A 14,959-nucleotide genomic window follows, 5' to 3' on the forward strand; every position below is an offset into this window, starting at 1 on the left:
TGAATCGCCACGGGTTTAACAGACACCTCAGAGTCATTTAAGATGGCTTAAAGAGAGGTGCCCATGAGCGGTAAGCGTTATCCCGAAGAGTTTAAAATTGAAGCAGTCAAACAGGTTGTTGATCGCGGTTATTCTGTTGCCAGCGTTGCAACACGTCTCGATATCACCACCCACAGCCTTTACGCCTGGATAAAGAAGTACGGTCCAGATTCTTCCACTAATAAAGAAGAGTCAGATGCTCAGGCCGAGATCCGCCGTCTCCAGAAAGAGCTGAAGCGGGTTACCGACGAACGGGACATATTAAAAAAAGCCGCGGCGTACTTCGCAAAGCTGTCCGACTGAGGTACGCCTTTATCCGTGACAACACCTGTTGCTGGCCTGTTCGCCTGCTCTGTCGGGTGCTGGATGTTCATCCCAGTGGTTTTTACGCCTGGCTTCAGCAGCCGCATTCACAACGCCATCAGGCAGACCTGAGGCTGACAGGGCAGATTAAACAGTTCTGGCTGGAATCGGGATGCGTCTATGGTTATCGCAAAATCCATTTGGATCTGCGGGACAGCGGGCAACAGTGCGGAGTGAACAGAGTCTGGCGACTGATGAAACGTGTCGGGATAAAGGCTCAGGTCGGATACCGGAGCCCGCGGGCACGTAAAGGCGAGGCCAGTATCGTGTCGCCCAACAGGCTCCAGCGACAGTTCAATCCGGATGCTCCGGATGAGAGTTGGGTAACGGACATAACCTACATCAGGACCCACGAAGGCTGGCTGTATCTTGCCGTGGTTGTTGATCTGTTCTCACGCAAAATTATCGGCTGGTCCATACAATCCCGGATGACAAAGGACATTGTCCTGAACGCACTGCTGATGGCTGTATGGCGGCGTAATCCCCAAAAACAGGTGCTGGTTCATTCGGATCAGGGCAGTCAGTACACAAGCCATGAGTGGCAGTCGTTCCTGAAATCACACGGCCTGGAGGGCAGCATGAGCCGTCGCGGTAACTGCCATGATAATGCGGTTGCAGAAAGCTTTTTCCAGTTGTTGAAACGTGAACGGATAAAGAAAAAAATCTACGGAACGCGGGAAGAAGCCCGCAGCGATATTTTTGATTACATCGAAATGTTTTATAACAGTAAGCGTCGGCATGGTTCCAGCGATCAGATGTCACCGACAGAATATGAAAACCAGTATTATCAACGGCTAGGAAGTGTCTAGATTATCCGTGGCGATTCAGTCTCTCAAAGATCAAAGGATCATTTGTGACTACAGACTATGCGATACGATAACCGGCACTCAGTCAAGCGTTGCGATAAGAACTGCAGAGAAACTAATGCAGCGCTGTGTCGATATGAAAAAGTCGTAAGCCTCTTAAAAAAGGCCTCATTTGAGGCCTTTTTTATTTTCTACTGCAGTAGATTTCCCCATGTGGAACGACAATCCAATCTATATGGTTTTGCGTATAAATCTTGGTTGACTTCGCATCGCTGTGCGCCATTCTTCCTTGCGGATCTATGCCCTGTTTATCAAACAGGTGGGCAGCTAAAGCACGTATTTCATGGAAGGTTGGCCTTTCATCCATAGCTAGGTGGTTGCATAACCCGAGCTTGTCGCGTACAGCAGAGAATGATCGGCTTAAATAGTCCGGGGCCACTTGAGTGGGATGCGAGACCTCTTTACTCCGTTTTACCTGTCGTTCCGGGATCCGATGAACAACATACGGACTGGCCACATTATCCCGGCTATCATCAATGATGCGTTTTAACTCATCACCGATGGGGATCGCAACGTGAGACGCCTCCTTCTTCTGTACCTTTTGGCGGTGTATGTACAGAGTTCCATATATGTCGTTTTCTGGCTGTTCGAGCCAGACACAACCACATACACCGTTTTTCGGTTCCCGAATTGAATACCGGATCCGCGATACCTCGAGGCGAGCATGTGTTGTCTGTAGGGCCAAGTCCATCGCTGTTCTTAACCATGGTTCCGCAGCGCGACGGATAGCCATGAAATGATCGAGAGACAGACGTTGTCTTTTCTTCTCTTCGGTCCTGCGCATTTTCTTCCGGGTTGCCGGGTTATCAAGCATCAGGGATTCATCGACCGCATACGAAAACAGCTTTTTAAGGAAGCTGACTTTTCTGTTTTGCACGTTCGCAGACGCGCCGGAATGGTATTGATTGATGTATGCGTTAACGTGCTCCAGATCAATATCGCAGGCCGGAACATTAACGAAGAACTCTTTCACGCGTAGAGCGTCATTATTCCAGTCATCCAGGGTGCTCTGAGAAGGGCGCTCGTCCTCAATAGCTCGGGCCATTATGTGATCCACATGTTCAGCAAATGGTTTGGCTTCTCCAGTAACCCCACCTGATTCTCTAATGAGATTATCAACCGACGGGGAAAGCTCTGGTCTCATTCTCAGGTTGTACTCTCGGGCGATAGCTATTGCTATGGCTCGATCCTTACCTATATTTTTTTTCTTTCCGGTAATAAGTGTGAATTTATAAACACCGCGATCTTTATCAAAAACCAGATAGTCTGGCAGATGTCGGTATTCTCTTTTTCTTGGCCTTGCCGCCATGGTCAGCCCTCATTAATTAACTGGCGAACAGCTTGACTAACCATTGAGTCGACACCCCATTTTTCTGTTTCGCAGACAAAAACAGAACCGTCCACGATACGCCCCATGAGTAAACCATTCTCGACCCAACGTTTAATAGTTCGATTGTCAGGAACTGAGTCATTGGTGAATTCACGACGCCCCCATTGACTCGCCTTCATTAGCTTTGCCATGGCTGTTTCTCCACTTAGCCCGGCTGCACCCGGGCTGTAACATCAAATATCAGTGCTGGTGGCTGAATGCAATGGTGATGCAGCGAGCATCTTCTGATAAGCGGCATCCATTGCTGTAAATGAACCCGTTAGCCCAAGCAGAAGAAGCATCGCTTCAGTCGGTTCTTTTGGTACCAGCGCATAGCCATCCGGAATTACTGGAGAGCTCAACTCATCACCATTACTTACAGGTTGGCTACCTTTGGCGCCGCGGCAGACATCAGGAGGAGTAAACCCGATAACCTGATCGCCCTCGGTCACCAGGCGAATTAACATGGCCAGGTTATCGATCAGCTCGTATTCAACCTTGTTCCAGTCCCCACGCCCTTCCGTGTAGTGGATAACCTCTTTAATAACCTCTCCGCTTTCTTCTGCCACTTTGTTCAGAACATAGTTCGGTTGCGGAAATTTAAGCATTGCTTTATGTGCCCGTATACGCGCAGCGGCGATAAGTGATGAAAAGTAATCATCCTGCGCTGGCGGTACGGTGTAGAGAGGACTAGGAGCAACATCATGACGGCGCCAGCGGATGTCGCACTGGCGCTCCTCGTTAGGTGATGACCATGCCACTACGTCAGCCACAGGCTCAGCCTCCAGCGATGCCAGCGCGATTTCAGCAAGAACCAGATCCTTTTCTGCATTTTCAACGCCCGGAAAATCTTCGGCTTGTGATTTTCTCTCCCGCGCCCACTCTATTAACTGCTCTTTTGTAAATTTCATCATTCCTCCTTACCGATGCCAGCGGCGGCGCAGCTCCATCAGTTCATTGAACCGGTTAATGAACAGGCCGAAGGCCTGGCCGGGGCGCAAAGGATGAATTTCGAATAAATCTGTGGGTGGAATACCTTCAAGAATCGGCCATATGGAGCCGTCGTCGATATCCAGATCCCGGCGTTCGGTCGCGAGCATTGTCAGGTCGGCATATTTAACGAGGGATGTCTCGTCGAGCGGCAGGCCGAATTTCAGGCGGATCAGTTGATCCGTGCGCGTCTCGATCCGGCGGTAATCTGGCAACAATGCTTTCAGCGGGGCTGGGATGTCTAGGCAGTACGCCTCTGCCGCGTCATGCATCAGTGCTTCAAAGGCGAACTCTGGCGCCACGAGTTGACTGCACAGAACGGAATGCTGCGCCACGCTGTAAAACTCCGACAGGTGCCCCGCGAAGCGGCAGATATTTGAAAGCGCACCGGCGATATCCTCGATATCAATATCGTCAATGGTGGAGTTGATATAATCGAACTTCTTACCGGAAAGAGTCTGGATAAAACTCATCGTTAGTTCTCCTTAGTTGGTGCGCTGCACCGCACGATTTTTGGTTGCACGAATCCCTAACCATAAGGCGATTAAAAGTTTTGGTTTCGTTTCAGTAAATGCCCCATCCAGAGGCACTTAGTGCAACGGGCGACCGCCATCGCCAGTTAGTTTCTCCACAAAACAGACAAGAGCACCTGCGGTTGCAGCCGCCCGGGTGGATTGGGTTATGAGCCCGTCACCCGGTGATGCTCTTGTCTGTTTTGTAAAAAAGGCGGTACCCAGGTAGAACATTATCTTCGTCCCCCTTTTGTCAGGTTGAAGACCCTGGTACCGCCAAGACTACACACAGCTTTCTTTCTTCCTGGTACCACGCTGGCTACGTGATTGGGTTGTGGCGCCAGATGCTTATCTTCTGGTTACCTCTAAGGGCTGCAATTCACCACAACTGCAAGCGCACTCCGCCGTTTCACACCTGTCACCCATAACTGGTAAGTGAAGGAGTGCGCTTGCATGTTGTGCCCTGAAAAGGCTGGCGGTTGCCGGAAATACACGGGAAAACACCGGGCCGCCAGAACAGGGATGAACTTCTTATTGTTTTTATCCACATCAGGCGTGGTGGTATCCTTATTGGTGCCCATACCAAGCAAGGAAAACAGATGCTTAAGTCAACACTTATTGCTAAATGCCTCACTCGCTGCGGAATGCTTCCTGATATCGCAACTGGTGAAGCTGCTGTACGTGATATTTTTGAAGAGTATTTCCCACGTCACAGCTTTGAAAAATGGAACACTCATCTTGATGATGATGTCATTCAGCATTACCTCGAGGCATCGCGAGGAGCTGGGACCATCAAGGTTAATTTTTTTATTGAGGATCTCTGGGATTACTGATCGTCATCGAACCAAAAGTTTTGAAATCTGGATGTAAAATCGTTTTCCCGGAGGCGTTGGCTTCGCATTCCAGCTTTTCCGGGTCCATCAAAGCTTTAGTCACTGCTTCCATAAAACTTATGTAATCTGCAGCGACGGCGGTTTCAGTTTTAATTGCAGTAAACAATGCACCGTTTACCCGAATCTCAATCATTCGTCCTGGCTTGCTCTTTTGCATAATCAACTCATTAATCATCTAAATCACAGTTGCGAATCATCCGGTCATTCATACGCCACCGGCGGCTACTTCGTGGGCGTCCTACCTGTTCGCTGTCATTGAAATGATATTGCTACTTAAAGTAGTAAAAATCAACTACAAAAAGTAGAAATATCAGGTAAACTAAACCTATTTCACTTAACCAACTGAATTAAAAGATAAAATATTATATTTTGAGTTTGTGGTATGATTAAAAAACACTAGGTGGGGGATAAGAAATGGGTTACGGTGAGGATAAGGCAGGATTGATAGTCAACGCATTGGGTTTGGCCGTGGTTGATCTGATAGCAGCAGGAGTACCGATCACGAAAGATAACTTAATCGAACAACTTGTGCGTAACCAGCAAGATGCCACCAAAGTGATAGAGAAGAAGACAAACAGGGATGCTGCTGAACTGGTGAGAAAGGGCAATAAATAACCCGGCGTGAAAGCCGGGTTTATGCCTAAGTGATTTTTCTATGCCAGGGTAGTTTTATTGTTTCTATCATTGTATTTTTTAACAATGATTCGAGAGCTAATTTTCCAGAAAGGGATATATAATTCTCGAAAAACCATAGGTTACTTTCAAATTCTTCATTTGTAAGCTCTTTATCTGATAAGTATTTGAAAACTAATGATAAAGAAACATCACATTCAAACGCCAGATTCTCATCAAGGTATTCTTCTGTTGAGAGGCCATTGTAGGCTTTCAGTATGGCAACGGTTTCTAAGTAAATGTATTGAAGTTCTTCTGATTCTTTTTCTGCTGTAAACTTGAGTTCAGTAAAATCGACATTGAATCTACCCCCTTCAACATCGGAATTATCGTGGTCAACAAATCGTGATGAAGTTACATCGAATCCATCGAAGAATATTTTCTTTGTGATCAATGTTGTATTCTCCCTTCGTCTTGTGCGGTCCATACAAAATTTGACTGTTTTCTATGTGAAGTAGTAAATCGACCTCTCGATATTGCCGTAACCGATTCAAAATGATAATGAATTTCTTTTTTGGCGCTTAACTTTTCACTAACAGCCTGCTTGATGAACTCATTTAACTTCATACCATTTTCAGTTGCTGCCAGATATGCTTTCTGATGTAACTCAGAACCAATTCTAATGTTAAAGGTGCCGCTCATCGGTTTTTCTGGCTTTTTGCCTAGGCTTTTGCATGTGTCTAGGTAATCGTCGACAGCTTCTCTAAAAGCTGCTTCAAGATCGTTAATGGTTTCTGCTTCGTAGGTCACAAGGTCATTGATGCATTCAATTTTTCCATGGAGAATCTTGTCTTCATATGAAAGCTCAATGCTGCCATAAAAGTCTTTATATTTAAGAATGCCGCTCATAGATTATCCAACTCATCAAGTACCAATTTCACGTTTTTCAACGCATATTGCTTCACTATGCTCCCTGGGTGAGGGCAGTGAATACTAATCACTCTGTTGCTTGCGTTAACGAACTTTCGTCTTGAACCAGAGCCATTGAGCATACTAAAACCGTAACTATTTAGGAGCGTCACTAGCTCATCCCAAGTGTAGTTCTTAGGTATAGAGTTTAGGCGCTCTCTAAGCTTCTGCTGTTTACTCACAGTTAGTATATCCTTACCCAATGGAGTAGCAACTAAAAACTAGTTGCAAACTATAACAGGGACTGAACAACTTACAATTTATTGTATTTTATAGATTCATGAATCAATGCCTTACCCATAACGTAAAGCTGGTCTTGCGATTTTTCATCGATGTACCATTTTTCATAGGCTGGGTTATCAGACAGGACGGCCAACTTATCACCCTGCATTTGCAAGCGCTTAACATGGAATGTCTTACCGTATACGAAAGAGTAAACGCCGTCGGTCTGGAAGTGACGAACTGAGATGTCGACGAATAGTCGATCACCCGAAACGAGGGTTGGGGACATACTGTCGCCGTTAACGGTCATGACCTTCACATCTTCTGGATCGCGATTTCCAAAAAGTACTCTGGCATGTTCAGTAGTGAACTCGATGGCGTAGAGCACTTCAACATGATCCGAAAGCATGTAGGTACCTGGGCCGGCACTAACCGCTAGATCCAAAACCTCTACGCGGTATACGTTAAGATTTTCAGGTGAGCTTTTGCTCTCCATCTTCTTACCATCTCCCTTATCGCCAACACCATACTCTAGATATGAAGCTGATGATCCCAGCGCCATAGCAAGCTTATTCATTACTTTAGCACGAGGTTTTGCCGCACCGATTGTGTACCGGCGCACCATCTCATATGTCACGCCAGTTAGACCCGTGAGCTGAGTAACAGATATACCTCTGTCAGCCATTAACTCACTCAGTCGTTTAGCGAAATCAGGGTGTTTTTGTTCTTCTACCATAGGTAGAAGATTACGCACATAACACGAAGTAGTCATTTCTATTTTAAGTAGTTGCTATTTGCTACTTTAGGTAGCATTATTCCTCTACACTTTAGAGGAGCCGTATATGTCATCTCAAAATCTCACCGAGAAAGCTGTTAAAGCAGCGGGGAAATCTCTATCTGAGGTAGCCCGGCGCTTTGGTTTCAAATCAACACAATCCGTCGCTAATTGGGTGATTAATAATCAAGTTCCATCTGAAAGAGTTTTACAACTCTGTGAGCTTGGTTGCTGGTCAGTGACCCCTCATGAATTGAGACCAGATATTTACCCAAATCCTAGCGATGGTCTTCCTGAAGAACCCTTAAAAACTAACGTGTCGGCTGCATAAGAGTAACCACATAAAAATGGGGGTAACCGTGGGTAAAGAACCTGAATGGAAAGTCGAACGTCAGCCTAGTTGGCTGGTGGCCGCAATTAAAAAGACCATTACCGATCTGCCTGGTGGTTATGCTGAGGCGGCAGAGTGGTTGGGGGTAACAGAGAACGCGCTATTTAACCGCCTACGCGTAGATGGCGATCAGATCTTCCCTATGGGCTGGGCGATGGTGTTACAGAAAGCTGCAGGTGTTAGCTACATAGCTGATGCGTTTTCTCGTCAAACAGATAACGGGATCCACATTCCAGGCGCTGCGCCAGAGATAGAGAACGAGGAGATAGGTTTAAAGCTGGCTGAGCTGGTGGGCAGACTCGGGGATCTGGTCAATGCATACCGTTGGTATATCGACGACGGCGTTGTTGATAAGGGCGAGTGGCAGAGCCTTAACGACATCGCATATCAGTTCAGGGTGACCCTGATGACCTTCCTGAATTTGATTTCTCGTGTTTACTGCCTGCCAGAAAAGAGTGACGCCCGCGAGTGTGCAGCTCCGGGCGCCGTGGCGTGTCGTATCAGTGGAGAAACTAACGCATGAACAGTTTAACGGTAAAGAACCGCATACCGCAACTACGTGCATTCCCTGTTCGGGGTTACATCATGTTTAGGTATGAGCGCATGGTATCAGGCCGCTGGGTTCCCTGTAACCACAGTCGGGCGATGGCAATTGTGGGGGGATGGCGCCGTAGAGGGGAGTCCTTATGCGAGAACTTAACCGATGGTTCAAAGACCACTACGGCATCCCGGTTCGCGTTATCAGATGGGAACCGGAAACCCGCCGCGTTATCTACCTGCGTAAAGGCTATGAGCATGAGTGTTTCAGCCCGCTTGAGCAGTTTCAGCGAAAGTTCAGGGAAATAGAGGGCGACTATGAGCACTAAATTGACAGGCTATGTATGGGATGCCTGTGCAGCGTCAGGAATGAAGTTATCCAGCGTGGCCATCATGGCGCGCCTGGCTGATTTCAGCAATGACGAAGGTGTCTGCTGGCCTTCCATCGAAACAATCGCGAGACAGCTTGGTGCAGGCGTCAGCACTGTCAGAACGGCAATAGCGAAGCTTGAAGCCGATGGCTGGTTGTCACGCAAAGCGCGGCGACAGGGCAACCGAAATGCCTCCAATGTTTATCAGTTGAATGTGGCAAAACTCCAGACAGTTGCATTCGCTCACCTGTCAGATTCTGACCCGTCAAAATCTGACGCATCAAAATCTGACCCGTCAAAATTTGAGGCGTCAAAATCCGGTCAGAATGGCGGTTTTCACCCGTCAGAATCTGGCGGGGATCCGTCAGTAAATTCAACTACTGATCCATCAGGTAAAAAACCTTCTTGTCCGGTTGCGTCGCAACCAGACCCTGAAGTTGCGATCACCGATAACGCCATTCTGGTTTTAACCCATTTGAACCAGGTCAGCGGCTCGCGGTATCAGAAATCTAAAACCTCGCTGGAAAATATTCGTGCTCGTCTGCGTGAAGGTTACAGCGTTGCTGACCTGCAACTGGTTATCGACCTGAAACACGAGCACTGGAACGGCAACGATGAGCAGTACCAGTACATGCGCCCTGAAACACTGTTTGGCCCGAAAAAATTTGAGGGGTATCTGCAAAGCGGGATCCGCTGGGACAAGAAGGGGCGTCCGCCACGTGAATCCTGGGGCGAAAAGAAACATGACCCAATGAAGGTCGGTCCGGTTGATACCAAAATTCCAGAGGGGTTCAGGGGATAATGACAAACAAATATTGCCAGGCGCTGGCGGAATTGCGTAGCAAACCAGCCCACGAACTGAAAGAGGTTGGCGATCAATGGCGTACTCCGGAGCTGTTGTTTTGGGGGATTAACGCAATATTTGGGCCGTTGGTTCTGGATCTGTTTGCTGACGACGATAACGCGAAGTGCCCGGTCTGGTACACAGCCGAAGATAACGCGCTGATGCAGGATTGGTCGGAAATGCTGGAGTCAATCGGCGGGGCCGCATTCGGTAATCCACCCTATAGCCGCTCTCAGTACCACGAGAAGCAGGCGATCACCGGCATGACCCACATCATGGATCACACAATGGAGATGCGTGAAAAGGGTGGGCGTTACGTGTTCCTCATTAAAGCGGCGACAAGTGAAACATGGTGGCCGGAAGACGCCGATCACATCATGTTTATTCGCGGTCGCATTGGTTTCGATCTCCCTATGTGGTTTGTTCCTGCTGACGATAAGCAGAAACCCACTGGTGCTTTCTTTGCTGGCGCCATTGCAATCTTCGATAAGTCATGGCGCGGCGAGCGTTTCAGCTACATCAGCCGTACCGATCTGGAGGAAAAAGGGAAGGCGTTTATGTCGCTGGTCACATTTGCCGCTGGCAAGGCCCAGCAGGCAGAAACAGTACAGCCACCTGCGCCGCTGACATTACCAGAAGTCGAATCGCGTATCTGGCCTCTCGAGGTTGGTCTGGTGTTTAACCAGGTGGATGGCGTCGACGCCCTGACTGAGTCACAGCAGAACAAGCTGAAAGGCAATATCAATCAGCTATGGCTTGAACGTATGCCCACCAGCGAGATTATTGCCGTTGCCTCTGGTCTTGCCAGCAGCATGCAGGGGGTGACTCATGCGTGAGATTATCGTTGATAACTTTGCTGGCGGTGGCGGCGCGTCAACCGGTATTGAAATGGCGATTGGTCGTAGTGTTGATATCGCGATCAACCATGACGAGAACGCGATCGCGATGCACAAGACGAACCACCCGGACACACTCCATTACTGTGAATCTGTATTTGAAGTGGATCCGCGCGCGGCGACAGGCGGGCTACCGGTTGCCCTGGCATGGTTCAGTCCTGATTGTCGCCATTTTTCGAAAGCCAAAGGTGCGAAGCCAGTAGAAAAAGCGATTCGTGGTCTGGCCTGGGTTGTTCTGCGCTGGGCACTCGATGTTAAACCCCGTGTGATGAAGCTGGAGAACGTCGAAGAGTTCAGAACGTGGGGACCGCTTCTCGCCGGTGAAATGCGCCCGGATCCTGCCCGTGCTGGTGAAACTTTCGAGGCATTCATCGGCATGCTGACTACCGGCATTCCTGCAAATCATCCGGCGCTGGCGGAGTGCTGTGAATTCCTGGGTATTCCTCTCGACAGCGAGGACGCCGCCAGACTGGTAAAAGGTCTGGGTTATGTCGTTGAGTATCGCGAACTGCGCGCCTGTGATTACGGTGCGCCGACGATCAGAAAACGCTTCTTCATGGTTATGCGCTGTGACGGGAAACCGATAGTGTGGCCGGAGCCAACACATGGGGATCCGAAATCACCAGCGGTTCAGGCTGGCAAGCGGATGCCGTGGCGCACCGCTGCGGAGTGTATCGACTGGACTATTCCTGCGCCGTCGATCTTCGACCGCAAAAAGCCACTGGCAGTGAACACGCTCAAGCGCATCGCACGCGGTATTCAGCGTTTCGTTATCGACAGCGCATCGCCGTTTATCGTGAAGTGCAACCATACCAGCACCAAAACGCATTACGATTGCTTCCGGGGCCAGTCGCTGGAAGAACCTCTGCAGACAATCACCAAAACGCATGGTTACGCGGTTGCCGTGCCGCACCTGACGAAGTTCAGAACAGGCGCGACAGGGCAGGATGTCACACAACCAGTCCCGACAATCACCGCTGGCACATCGCGGCGCCCGGGAGGGAATGGACATGCCCTCGGCATCGTTGAGACCGCGCTTACACCGTTCCTGGCTGGTAACGGTGGCAGTGAGTACCAGGCAAAGCCGCGCCCGCTGGATAAACCCGCTCACACTATCCTGAAACAGTCCCGTGCCTGTCTGGTTGCGCCGGTTATCGCTCGCCAGTTTGGGGCCAGCATCGGTCACCGGGCAGACGAGCCGAGTGCGACGATTACGGCGGGCGGCGGCGGTCATTCACAGCTGGTGACGCCAACGTTGATCCAGATGGGTTACGGCGAAAGGCCGGGGCAGGACCCGCGTGTGTTGCAGCTTGAAAAGCCGCTGGGGACTGTAACCGCTGGCGGTAACAAGTTCGCCGTGGCCAGCGCATTTCTGGCGAAGCACTACGGCGGCAACTATACGGGACCGGGCGTCGGGCTGGATGAACCAGTCCACTCGGTGACGACGGTCGATCATCATGCTGTTGTGGCTTCTCACCTGGTAAAACTGCGCGGCACCTGTCGCGATGGTCAGCCCACGAGTGAACCAATGCCGACAGTTACGGCCGGCGGTCTGCATGTCGGGGAAGTCAAAACCACTCTGGCGGTCGAAGACTTCGACGAACAGCGCGCACAGCAGGCGCTGGCGTTCCTGCGTGAATACTGCGGCGAGGAATGCACCGGGATGGTCGACATCGATGGGATAACGTATCGCATCGTCGATATCGGTATGCGCATGCTTCAGCCGCACGAACTCTATCGCGCACAGGGCTTCCCTGACTGGTACATCATCGATCAGGATTATCGCGGAAAGCGCTACGCCAAAGATAAACAAGTGGCCCGCTGCGGCAATGCTGTCCCGCCACCGTTCGCTGAAGCGCTGGTGCGCGCCAATTTGCCTGAGTTATGTGTGAGCAAGGAGGAACAGGCAGCATGATGAACTTAACGGCTCGCCAGCAGCATGTACTGGATACCCTGATCAGCTTTCAACGCGAGCATGGCTATCCTCCAACTAATACAGAACTTTCGGGACTGCTGGGATGCAGTTCCCCAAATGCCGCTGCGGATCATCTGCGCGCGCTGGAGAGAAAAGGAGCTATCACCCTGACGCGTGGCGTTTCGCGGGGAATAGCCATCAACGATCTGGAGAACGTTGCTGATGCAGATTCCCTGCTGCATGCGCTTGTGAATGGTGAGGATGGTGCGAAGGACCGCGCAATCGCCTATCTCAAAAACAAGGGGATCCGGATATGAAACTGGTGCTGCCGTTTCCTCCAAGTGTGAACACGTACTGGCGCGCCCCGAATAAGGGGCCGCTGGCGGGGCGTCACCTGATTAGTGCCAAAGGTCGCCAGTTCCAGTCGTCAGCATGTGCGGCAATCATTGAACAACTGCGCATGCTCCCTAAGCCGTCATCGTCACCGGCGGCTGTCGAAATAATCCTGTTCCCGCCGGACAACCGGATCCGGGATCTGGATAACTACAACAAAGCGCTGTTTGACGCTCTTACCCATGCGGGGATCTGGGAGGACGACAGCCAGGTAAAAAGAATGCTGGTGGAGTGGGGGCCGATTATCCCGAAGGGGAAAGTGGAAATCACTATCACCAAATTTGAACCGGGGGCGGGTGCAGCCGCCTGATAAGTGGAGAGCAATTATGAATCAGTTAGCAACCGCGGCGTTAACCATGTCCAGCAGTGATATCGCTGATTTAGTGGAATCACGTCATGATCACGTTAAGCGCTCAATTGAACGGCTGGCAGAGCGCGGTGTTATTAAACTCCCCCCGATGGGGGAAGTTAAAAATCACCTCAATCAGTCGGTAGCCGTCTACCTGATAGGAAAGCGGGACAGTTATGTGGTTGTGGCTCAGTTGTCGCCAGAGTTCACTGCGCGGCTTGTTGATCGATGGCAGGGACTGGAGCAGGCGCAACAGCAGGCGATCCCTCAGTCATTCTCTGAAGCACTGCGGCTTGCCGCCGATCTGGCGGAGCAAAAGCAGAAACTAGCCATTGAACTGGCTGCCGCGGCGCCAAAGGTGGAATTTGTCGATCGCTACTGCTCTGCCAGTGGGTCAATGTCGTTCCGGCAGGTGGCAAAATTACTTAAGGCAAAGGAAAACGAGTTCCGTCTGTTTCTGATAGATCGCGGCATCCTTTACCGCCTGGGCGGTACGCTTACACCGATGGCGGCGCACATTGATGCGGGGCGATTTGAGGTTAAGACGGGGACCTCTGTTACTTCAAACCACGCATTCAGCCAGGCGCGGTTTACGGCTAAGGGGGTGCGCTGGATCGGCGGTCTATGGGCGGAACATATTGCTAAGGGGCAGGCAGCGTGAGGGCTTTGCTGACACCTGAAATTGCTCATCGAATGGGGGTTGTGCTTTTCCGTCCCGGTGCTGAACTGATGCCGCTATTCATGCGCGGTCGGGTTTTACTCGAGCCAGAACCGGAAAGCATGGCCTCTTACGATACTGGTTATGTGCCGGCAGCGGTTCAGCCACTGGCAGACGATCCGGTAATGAGTGAGATATTTGAGGATCAGCGCGTTATTCAGCGCGCTGGTGGATTGTCTTCGCTTGATGGCTGGTTAAACAAAAAGTTCGAATGCCAGTGGCCCCATTCAACATGGCACGACAAGAATTTCACGATAATGCGCCATCAGCCTGGTAGCATCCGGTTGTGCTGGCACTGTGACCACACTCTCGCTGGTCAATACACGGAACAGCTTGCAGATATAGCCAGCAAAAACCTGGTATCCTGGATTTTGTCAGTCATTGGAACAGATTTAGGTTTTTCTGAGTCGCATGTTCTGACTCTTCCGGAGTTGTGCTGGTGGATGGTCAGAAATGATCTGGGTGATGTGATCCCGGAAAGCGTTGCACATAAAGCGCTGCGACTACCGGGTGAAGAGCCGAAATCCATCATGCGAGAAAGCGATATTGTGCCCTCGTTACCGGCCACCAGCATTGTGCAGGAGAAGGCGAAAAAGGTACTGACACTCAGGATTGATCCGGAATCGCCGGAAAGCTTCATGCTACGCCCGAAGCGGAGACGCTGGGAAAATGAGACATACACGCGATGGGTGAAGGCCCAGCCGTGCGCCTGCTGTGGTAAGCAGGCAGATGATCCGCACCACCTGATAGGTCACGGTCAGGGCGGCATGGGGACAAAAGCGCATGACCTCTGGGTGTTGCCTTTGTGCAGAAAGCATCACGACGAGTTACATGCGGATACCGTGGCATTCGAAGAGAAATACGGCTCGCAGCTGGAGTTGATATTTCGTTTTATCGATCGCGCGCTTGCAATTGGTGTGCTGGCGTAAGTGGAG

Annotated in this window: 22 protein-coding genes; 13 read left to right on the forward strand and 9 right to left on the reverse strand. The window is 50.4% G+C overall.

Annotated elements, in window-relative coordinates:
- The first annotated feature begins 63 nt into the window (after window positions 1–63).
- Window positions 64–1,211 (forward strand): IS3 family transposase gene (locus OGW13_RS17810; protein WP_287116334.1). Its coding sequence is split into 2 segments (ribosomal slippage): window positions 64–301 and window positions 301–1,211, totalling 1,149 coding nucleotides; the frame shifts between segments, so codons are not numbered across the junction.
- Between the two features lie 181 nt (window positions 1,212–1,392).
- Here the strand turns inward: OGW13_RS17810 and OGW13_RS17815 are convergent.
- Genes OGW13_RS17815 through OGW13_RS17830 form a run of 4 tightly spaced genes read right to left on the reverse strand, consistent with a single transcriptional unit; the run spans window position 1,393 to window position 4,100 of the window.
- Window positions 1,393–2,577 carry a phage integrase Arm DNA-binding domain-containing protein gene (locus OGW13_RS17815; RefSeq protein ID WP_200016610.1) on the reverse strand — a complete coding sequence of 395 codons (1,185 nt, stop codon included), beginning with the start codon at window positions 2,575–2,577 and terminating at the stop codon, window positions 1,393–1,395.
- 2 nt (window positions 2,578–2,579) lie between these two features.
- Complete coding sequence (locus tag OGW13_RS17820; RefSeq protein WP_150391003.1) at window positions 2,580–2,789, reverse strand: hypothetical protein; 210 nt, start codon at window positions 2,787–2,789, stop codon at window positions 2,580–2,582.
- Window positions 2,790–2,831: 42 nt separating this feature from the next.
- Window positions 2,832–3,551: a hypothetical protein gene (locus OGW13_RS17825; RefSeq protein WP_233622516.1), complete on the reverse strand. Its 720-nt coding sequence runs from the start codon at window positions 3,549–3,551 to the stop codon at window positions 2,832–2,834.
- Between the two features lie 6 nt (window positions 3,552–3,557).
- Window positions 3,558–4,100 carry an HD family hydrolase gene (locus tag OGW13_RS17830; protein ID WP_200016611.1) on the reverse strand — a complete coding sequence of 181 codons (543 nt, stop codon included), beginning with the start codon at window positions 4,098–4,100 and terminating at the stop codon, window positions 3,558–3,560.
- 518 nt (window positions 4,101–4,618) lie between these two features.
- Between OGW13_RS17830 and OGW13_RS17835 the strand changes: the two genes are divergently transcribed.
- Window positions 4,619–4,972, forward strand: coding sequence for a hypothetical protein (locus OGW13_RS17835; protein WP_395242236.1), 354 nt, complete (start codon window positions 4,619–4,621; stop codon window positions 4,970–4,972).
- Here OGW13_RS17835 and OGW13_RS17840 read toward each other — a convergent pair.
- Window positions 4,947–5,189 (reverse strand): hypothetical protein, encoded by a 243-nt coding sequence (locus OGW13_RS17840; protein ID WP_233622517.1) that lies wholly within the window; start codon window positions 5,187–5,189, stop codon window positions 4,947–4,949. The genes OGW13_RS17835 and OGW13_RS17840 overlap by 26 nt on opposite strands.
- A 257-nt stretch (window positions 5,190–5,446) precedes the next feature.
- Here OGW13_RS17840 and OGW13_RS17845 point away from each other — a divergent pair, with 257 nt between their 5' ends.
- The gene (locus OGW13_RS17845; RefSeq protein WP_156594907.1) at window positions 5,447–5,647 is read left to right on the forward strand and encodes a hypothetical protein; all 201 of its coding nucleotides are present in this window, start codon (window positions 5,447–5,449) and stop codon (window positions 5,645–5,647) included.
- A gap of 25 nt (window positions 5,648–5,672) precedes the next feature.
- On the opposite strand, the gene OGW13_RS17850 is transcribed toward OGW13_RS17845, so the two are convergent.
- From OGW13_RS17850 to OGW13_RS17865, 4 genes are all read right to left on the reverse strand, one after another.
- The gene (locus OGW13_RS17850) at window positions 5,673–6,098 is read right to left on the reverse strand and encodes a hypothetical protein (protein ID WP_156594906.1); all 426 of its coding nucleotides are present in this window, start codon (window positions 6,096–6,098) and stop codon (window positions 5,673–5,675) included.
- Entirely contained in the window at window positions 6,095–6,553 is a 459-nt protein-coding gene (locus OGW13_RS17855; RefSeq protein WP_156594905.1) for a type II toxin-antitoxin system HicB family antitoxin, read from the reverse strand. Before OGW13_RS17855 ends, OGW13_RS17850 begins: the two co-directional genes overlap by 4 nt.
- Window positions 6,550–6,795 (reverse strand): type II toxin-antitoxin system HicA family toxin, encoded by a 246-nt coding sequence (locus OGW13_RS17860; RefSeq protein ID WP_156594904.1) that lies wholly within the window; start codon window positions 6,793–6,795, stop codon window positions 6,550–6,552. Before OGW13_RS17860 ends, OGW13_RS17855 begins: the two co-directional genes overlap by 4 nt.
- A gap of 71 nt (window positions 6,796–6,866) precedes the next feature.
- Window positions 6,867–7,571, reverse strand: a complete 705-nt coding sequence (locus tag OGW13_RS17865) for an XRE family transcriptional regulator (RefSeq protein WP_156594903.1) — start codon at window positions 7,569–7,571, stop codon at window positions 6,867–6,869.
- A gap of 106 nt (window positions 7,572–7,677) precedes the next feature.
- Between OGW13_RS17865 and OGW13_RS17870 the strand changes: the two genes are divergently transcribed.
- The 10 genes from OGW13_RS17870 to OGW13_RS17915 all read left to right on the forward strand — a co-directional run bounded on the left by OGW13_RS17870 (window position 7,678) and on the right by OGW13_RS17915 (window position 14,953).
- On the forward strand, window positions 7,678–7,941 hold the full coding sequence (locus OGW13_RS17870; RefSeq protein ID WP_090049459.1) for a transcriptional regulator: 264 nt from the start codon (window positions 7,678–7,680) through the stop codon (window positions 7,939–7,941).
- Between the two features lie 28 nt (window positions 7,942–7,969).
- A complete protein-coding gene (locus OGW13_RS17875; protein WP_200016613.1) occupies window positions 7,970–8,524 on the forward strand; it encodes a YmfL family putative regulatory protein in 555 nt (184 codons plus the stop codon).
- Window positions 8,525–8,687: 163 nt separating this feature from the next.
- Window positions 8,688–8,867, forward strand: a complete 180-nt coding sequence (locus tag OGW13_RS17880; RefSeq protein ID WP_044256264.1) for a DUF4222 domain-containing protein — start codon at window positions 8,688–8,690, stop codon at window positions 8,865–8,867.
- Entirely contained in the window at window positions 8,857–9,711 is an 855-nt protein-coding gene (locus OGW13_RS17885) for a conserved phage C-terminal domain-containing protein (protein ID WP_090049453.1), read from the forward strand. Before OGW13_RS17880 ends, OGW13_RS17885 begins: the two co-directional genes overlap by 11 nt.
- Window positions 9,711–10,589, forward strand: a complete 879-nt coding sequence (locus OGW13_RS17890) for a phage N-6-adenine-methyltransferase (protein WP_156594901.1) — start codon at window positions 9,711–9,713, stop codon at window positions 10,587–10,589. The genes OGW13_RS17885 and OGW13_RS17890 overlap by 1 nt, the downstream gene beginning before the upstream one ends.
- Entirely contained in the window at window positions 10,582–12,564 is a 1,983-nt protein-coding gene (locus OGW13_RS17895; protein ID WP_156594900.1) for a DNA cytosine methyltransferase, read from the forward strand. Before OGW13_RS17890 ends, OGW13_RS17895 begins: the two co-directional genes overlap by 8 nt.
- Entirely contained in the window at window positions 12,561–12,881 is a 321-nt protein-coding gene (locus OGW13_RS17900; protein WP_320338654.1) for a LexA family protein, read from the forward strand. The genes OGW13_RS17895 and OGW13_RS17900 overlap by 4 nt, the downstream gene beginning before the upstream one ends.
- The gene (locus tag OGW13_RS17905; protein ID WP_046401832.1) at window positions 12,878–13,267 is read left to right on the forward strand and encodes a RusA family crossover junction endodeoxyribonuclease; all 390 of its coding nucleotides are present in this window, start codon (window positions 12,878–12,880) and stop codon (window positions 13,265–13,267) included. Before OGW13_RS17900 ends, OGW13_RS17905 begins: the two co-directional genes overlap by 4 nt.
- 16 nt (window positions 13,268–13,283) lie before the next feature.
- Window positions 13,284–13,967, forward strand: coding sequence for a phage antirepressor KilAC domain-containing protein (locus OGW13_RS17910; protein ID WP_156594898.1), 684 nt, complete (start codon window positions 13,284–13,286; stop codon window positions 13,965–13,967).
- A complete protein-coding gene (locus OGW13_RS17915; protein ID WP_156594897.1) occupies window positions 13,964–14,953 on the forward strand; it encodes a DUF968 domain-containing protein in 990 nt (329 codons plus the stop codon). Before OGW13_RS17910 ends, OGW13_RS17915 begins: the two co-directional genes overlap by 4 nt.
- Window positions 14,954–14,959 lie beyond the last annotated feature (6 nt).

Source organism: Citrobacter sp. Ca225 (assembly GCF_030337175.1).
Classification (GTDB): domain Bacteria; phylum Pseudomonadota; class Gammaproteobacteria; order Enterobacterales; family Enterobacteriaceae; genus Citrobacter_A; species Citrobacter_A amalonaticus.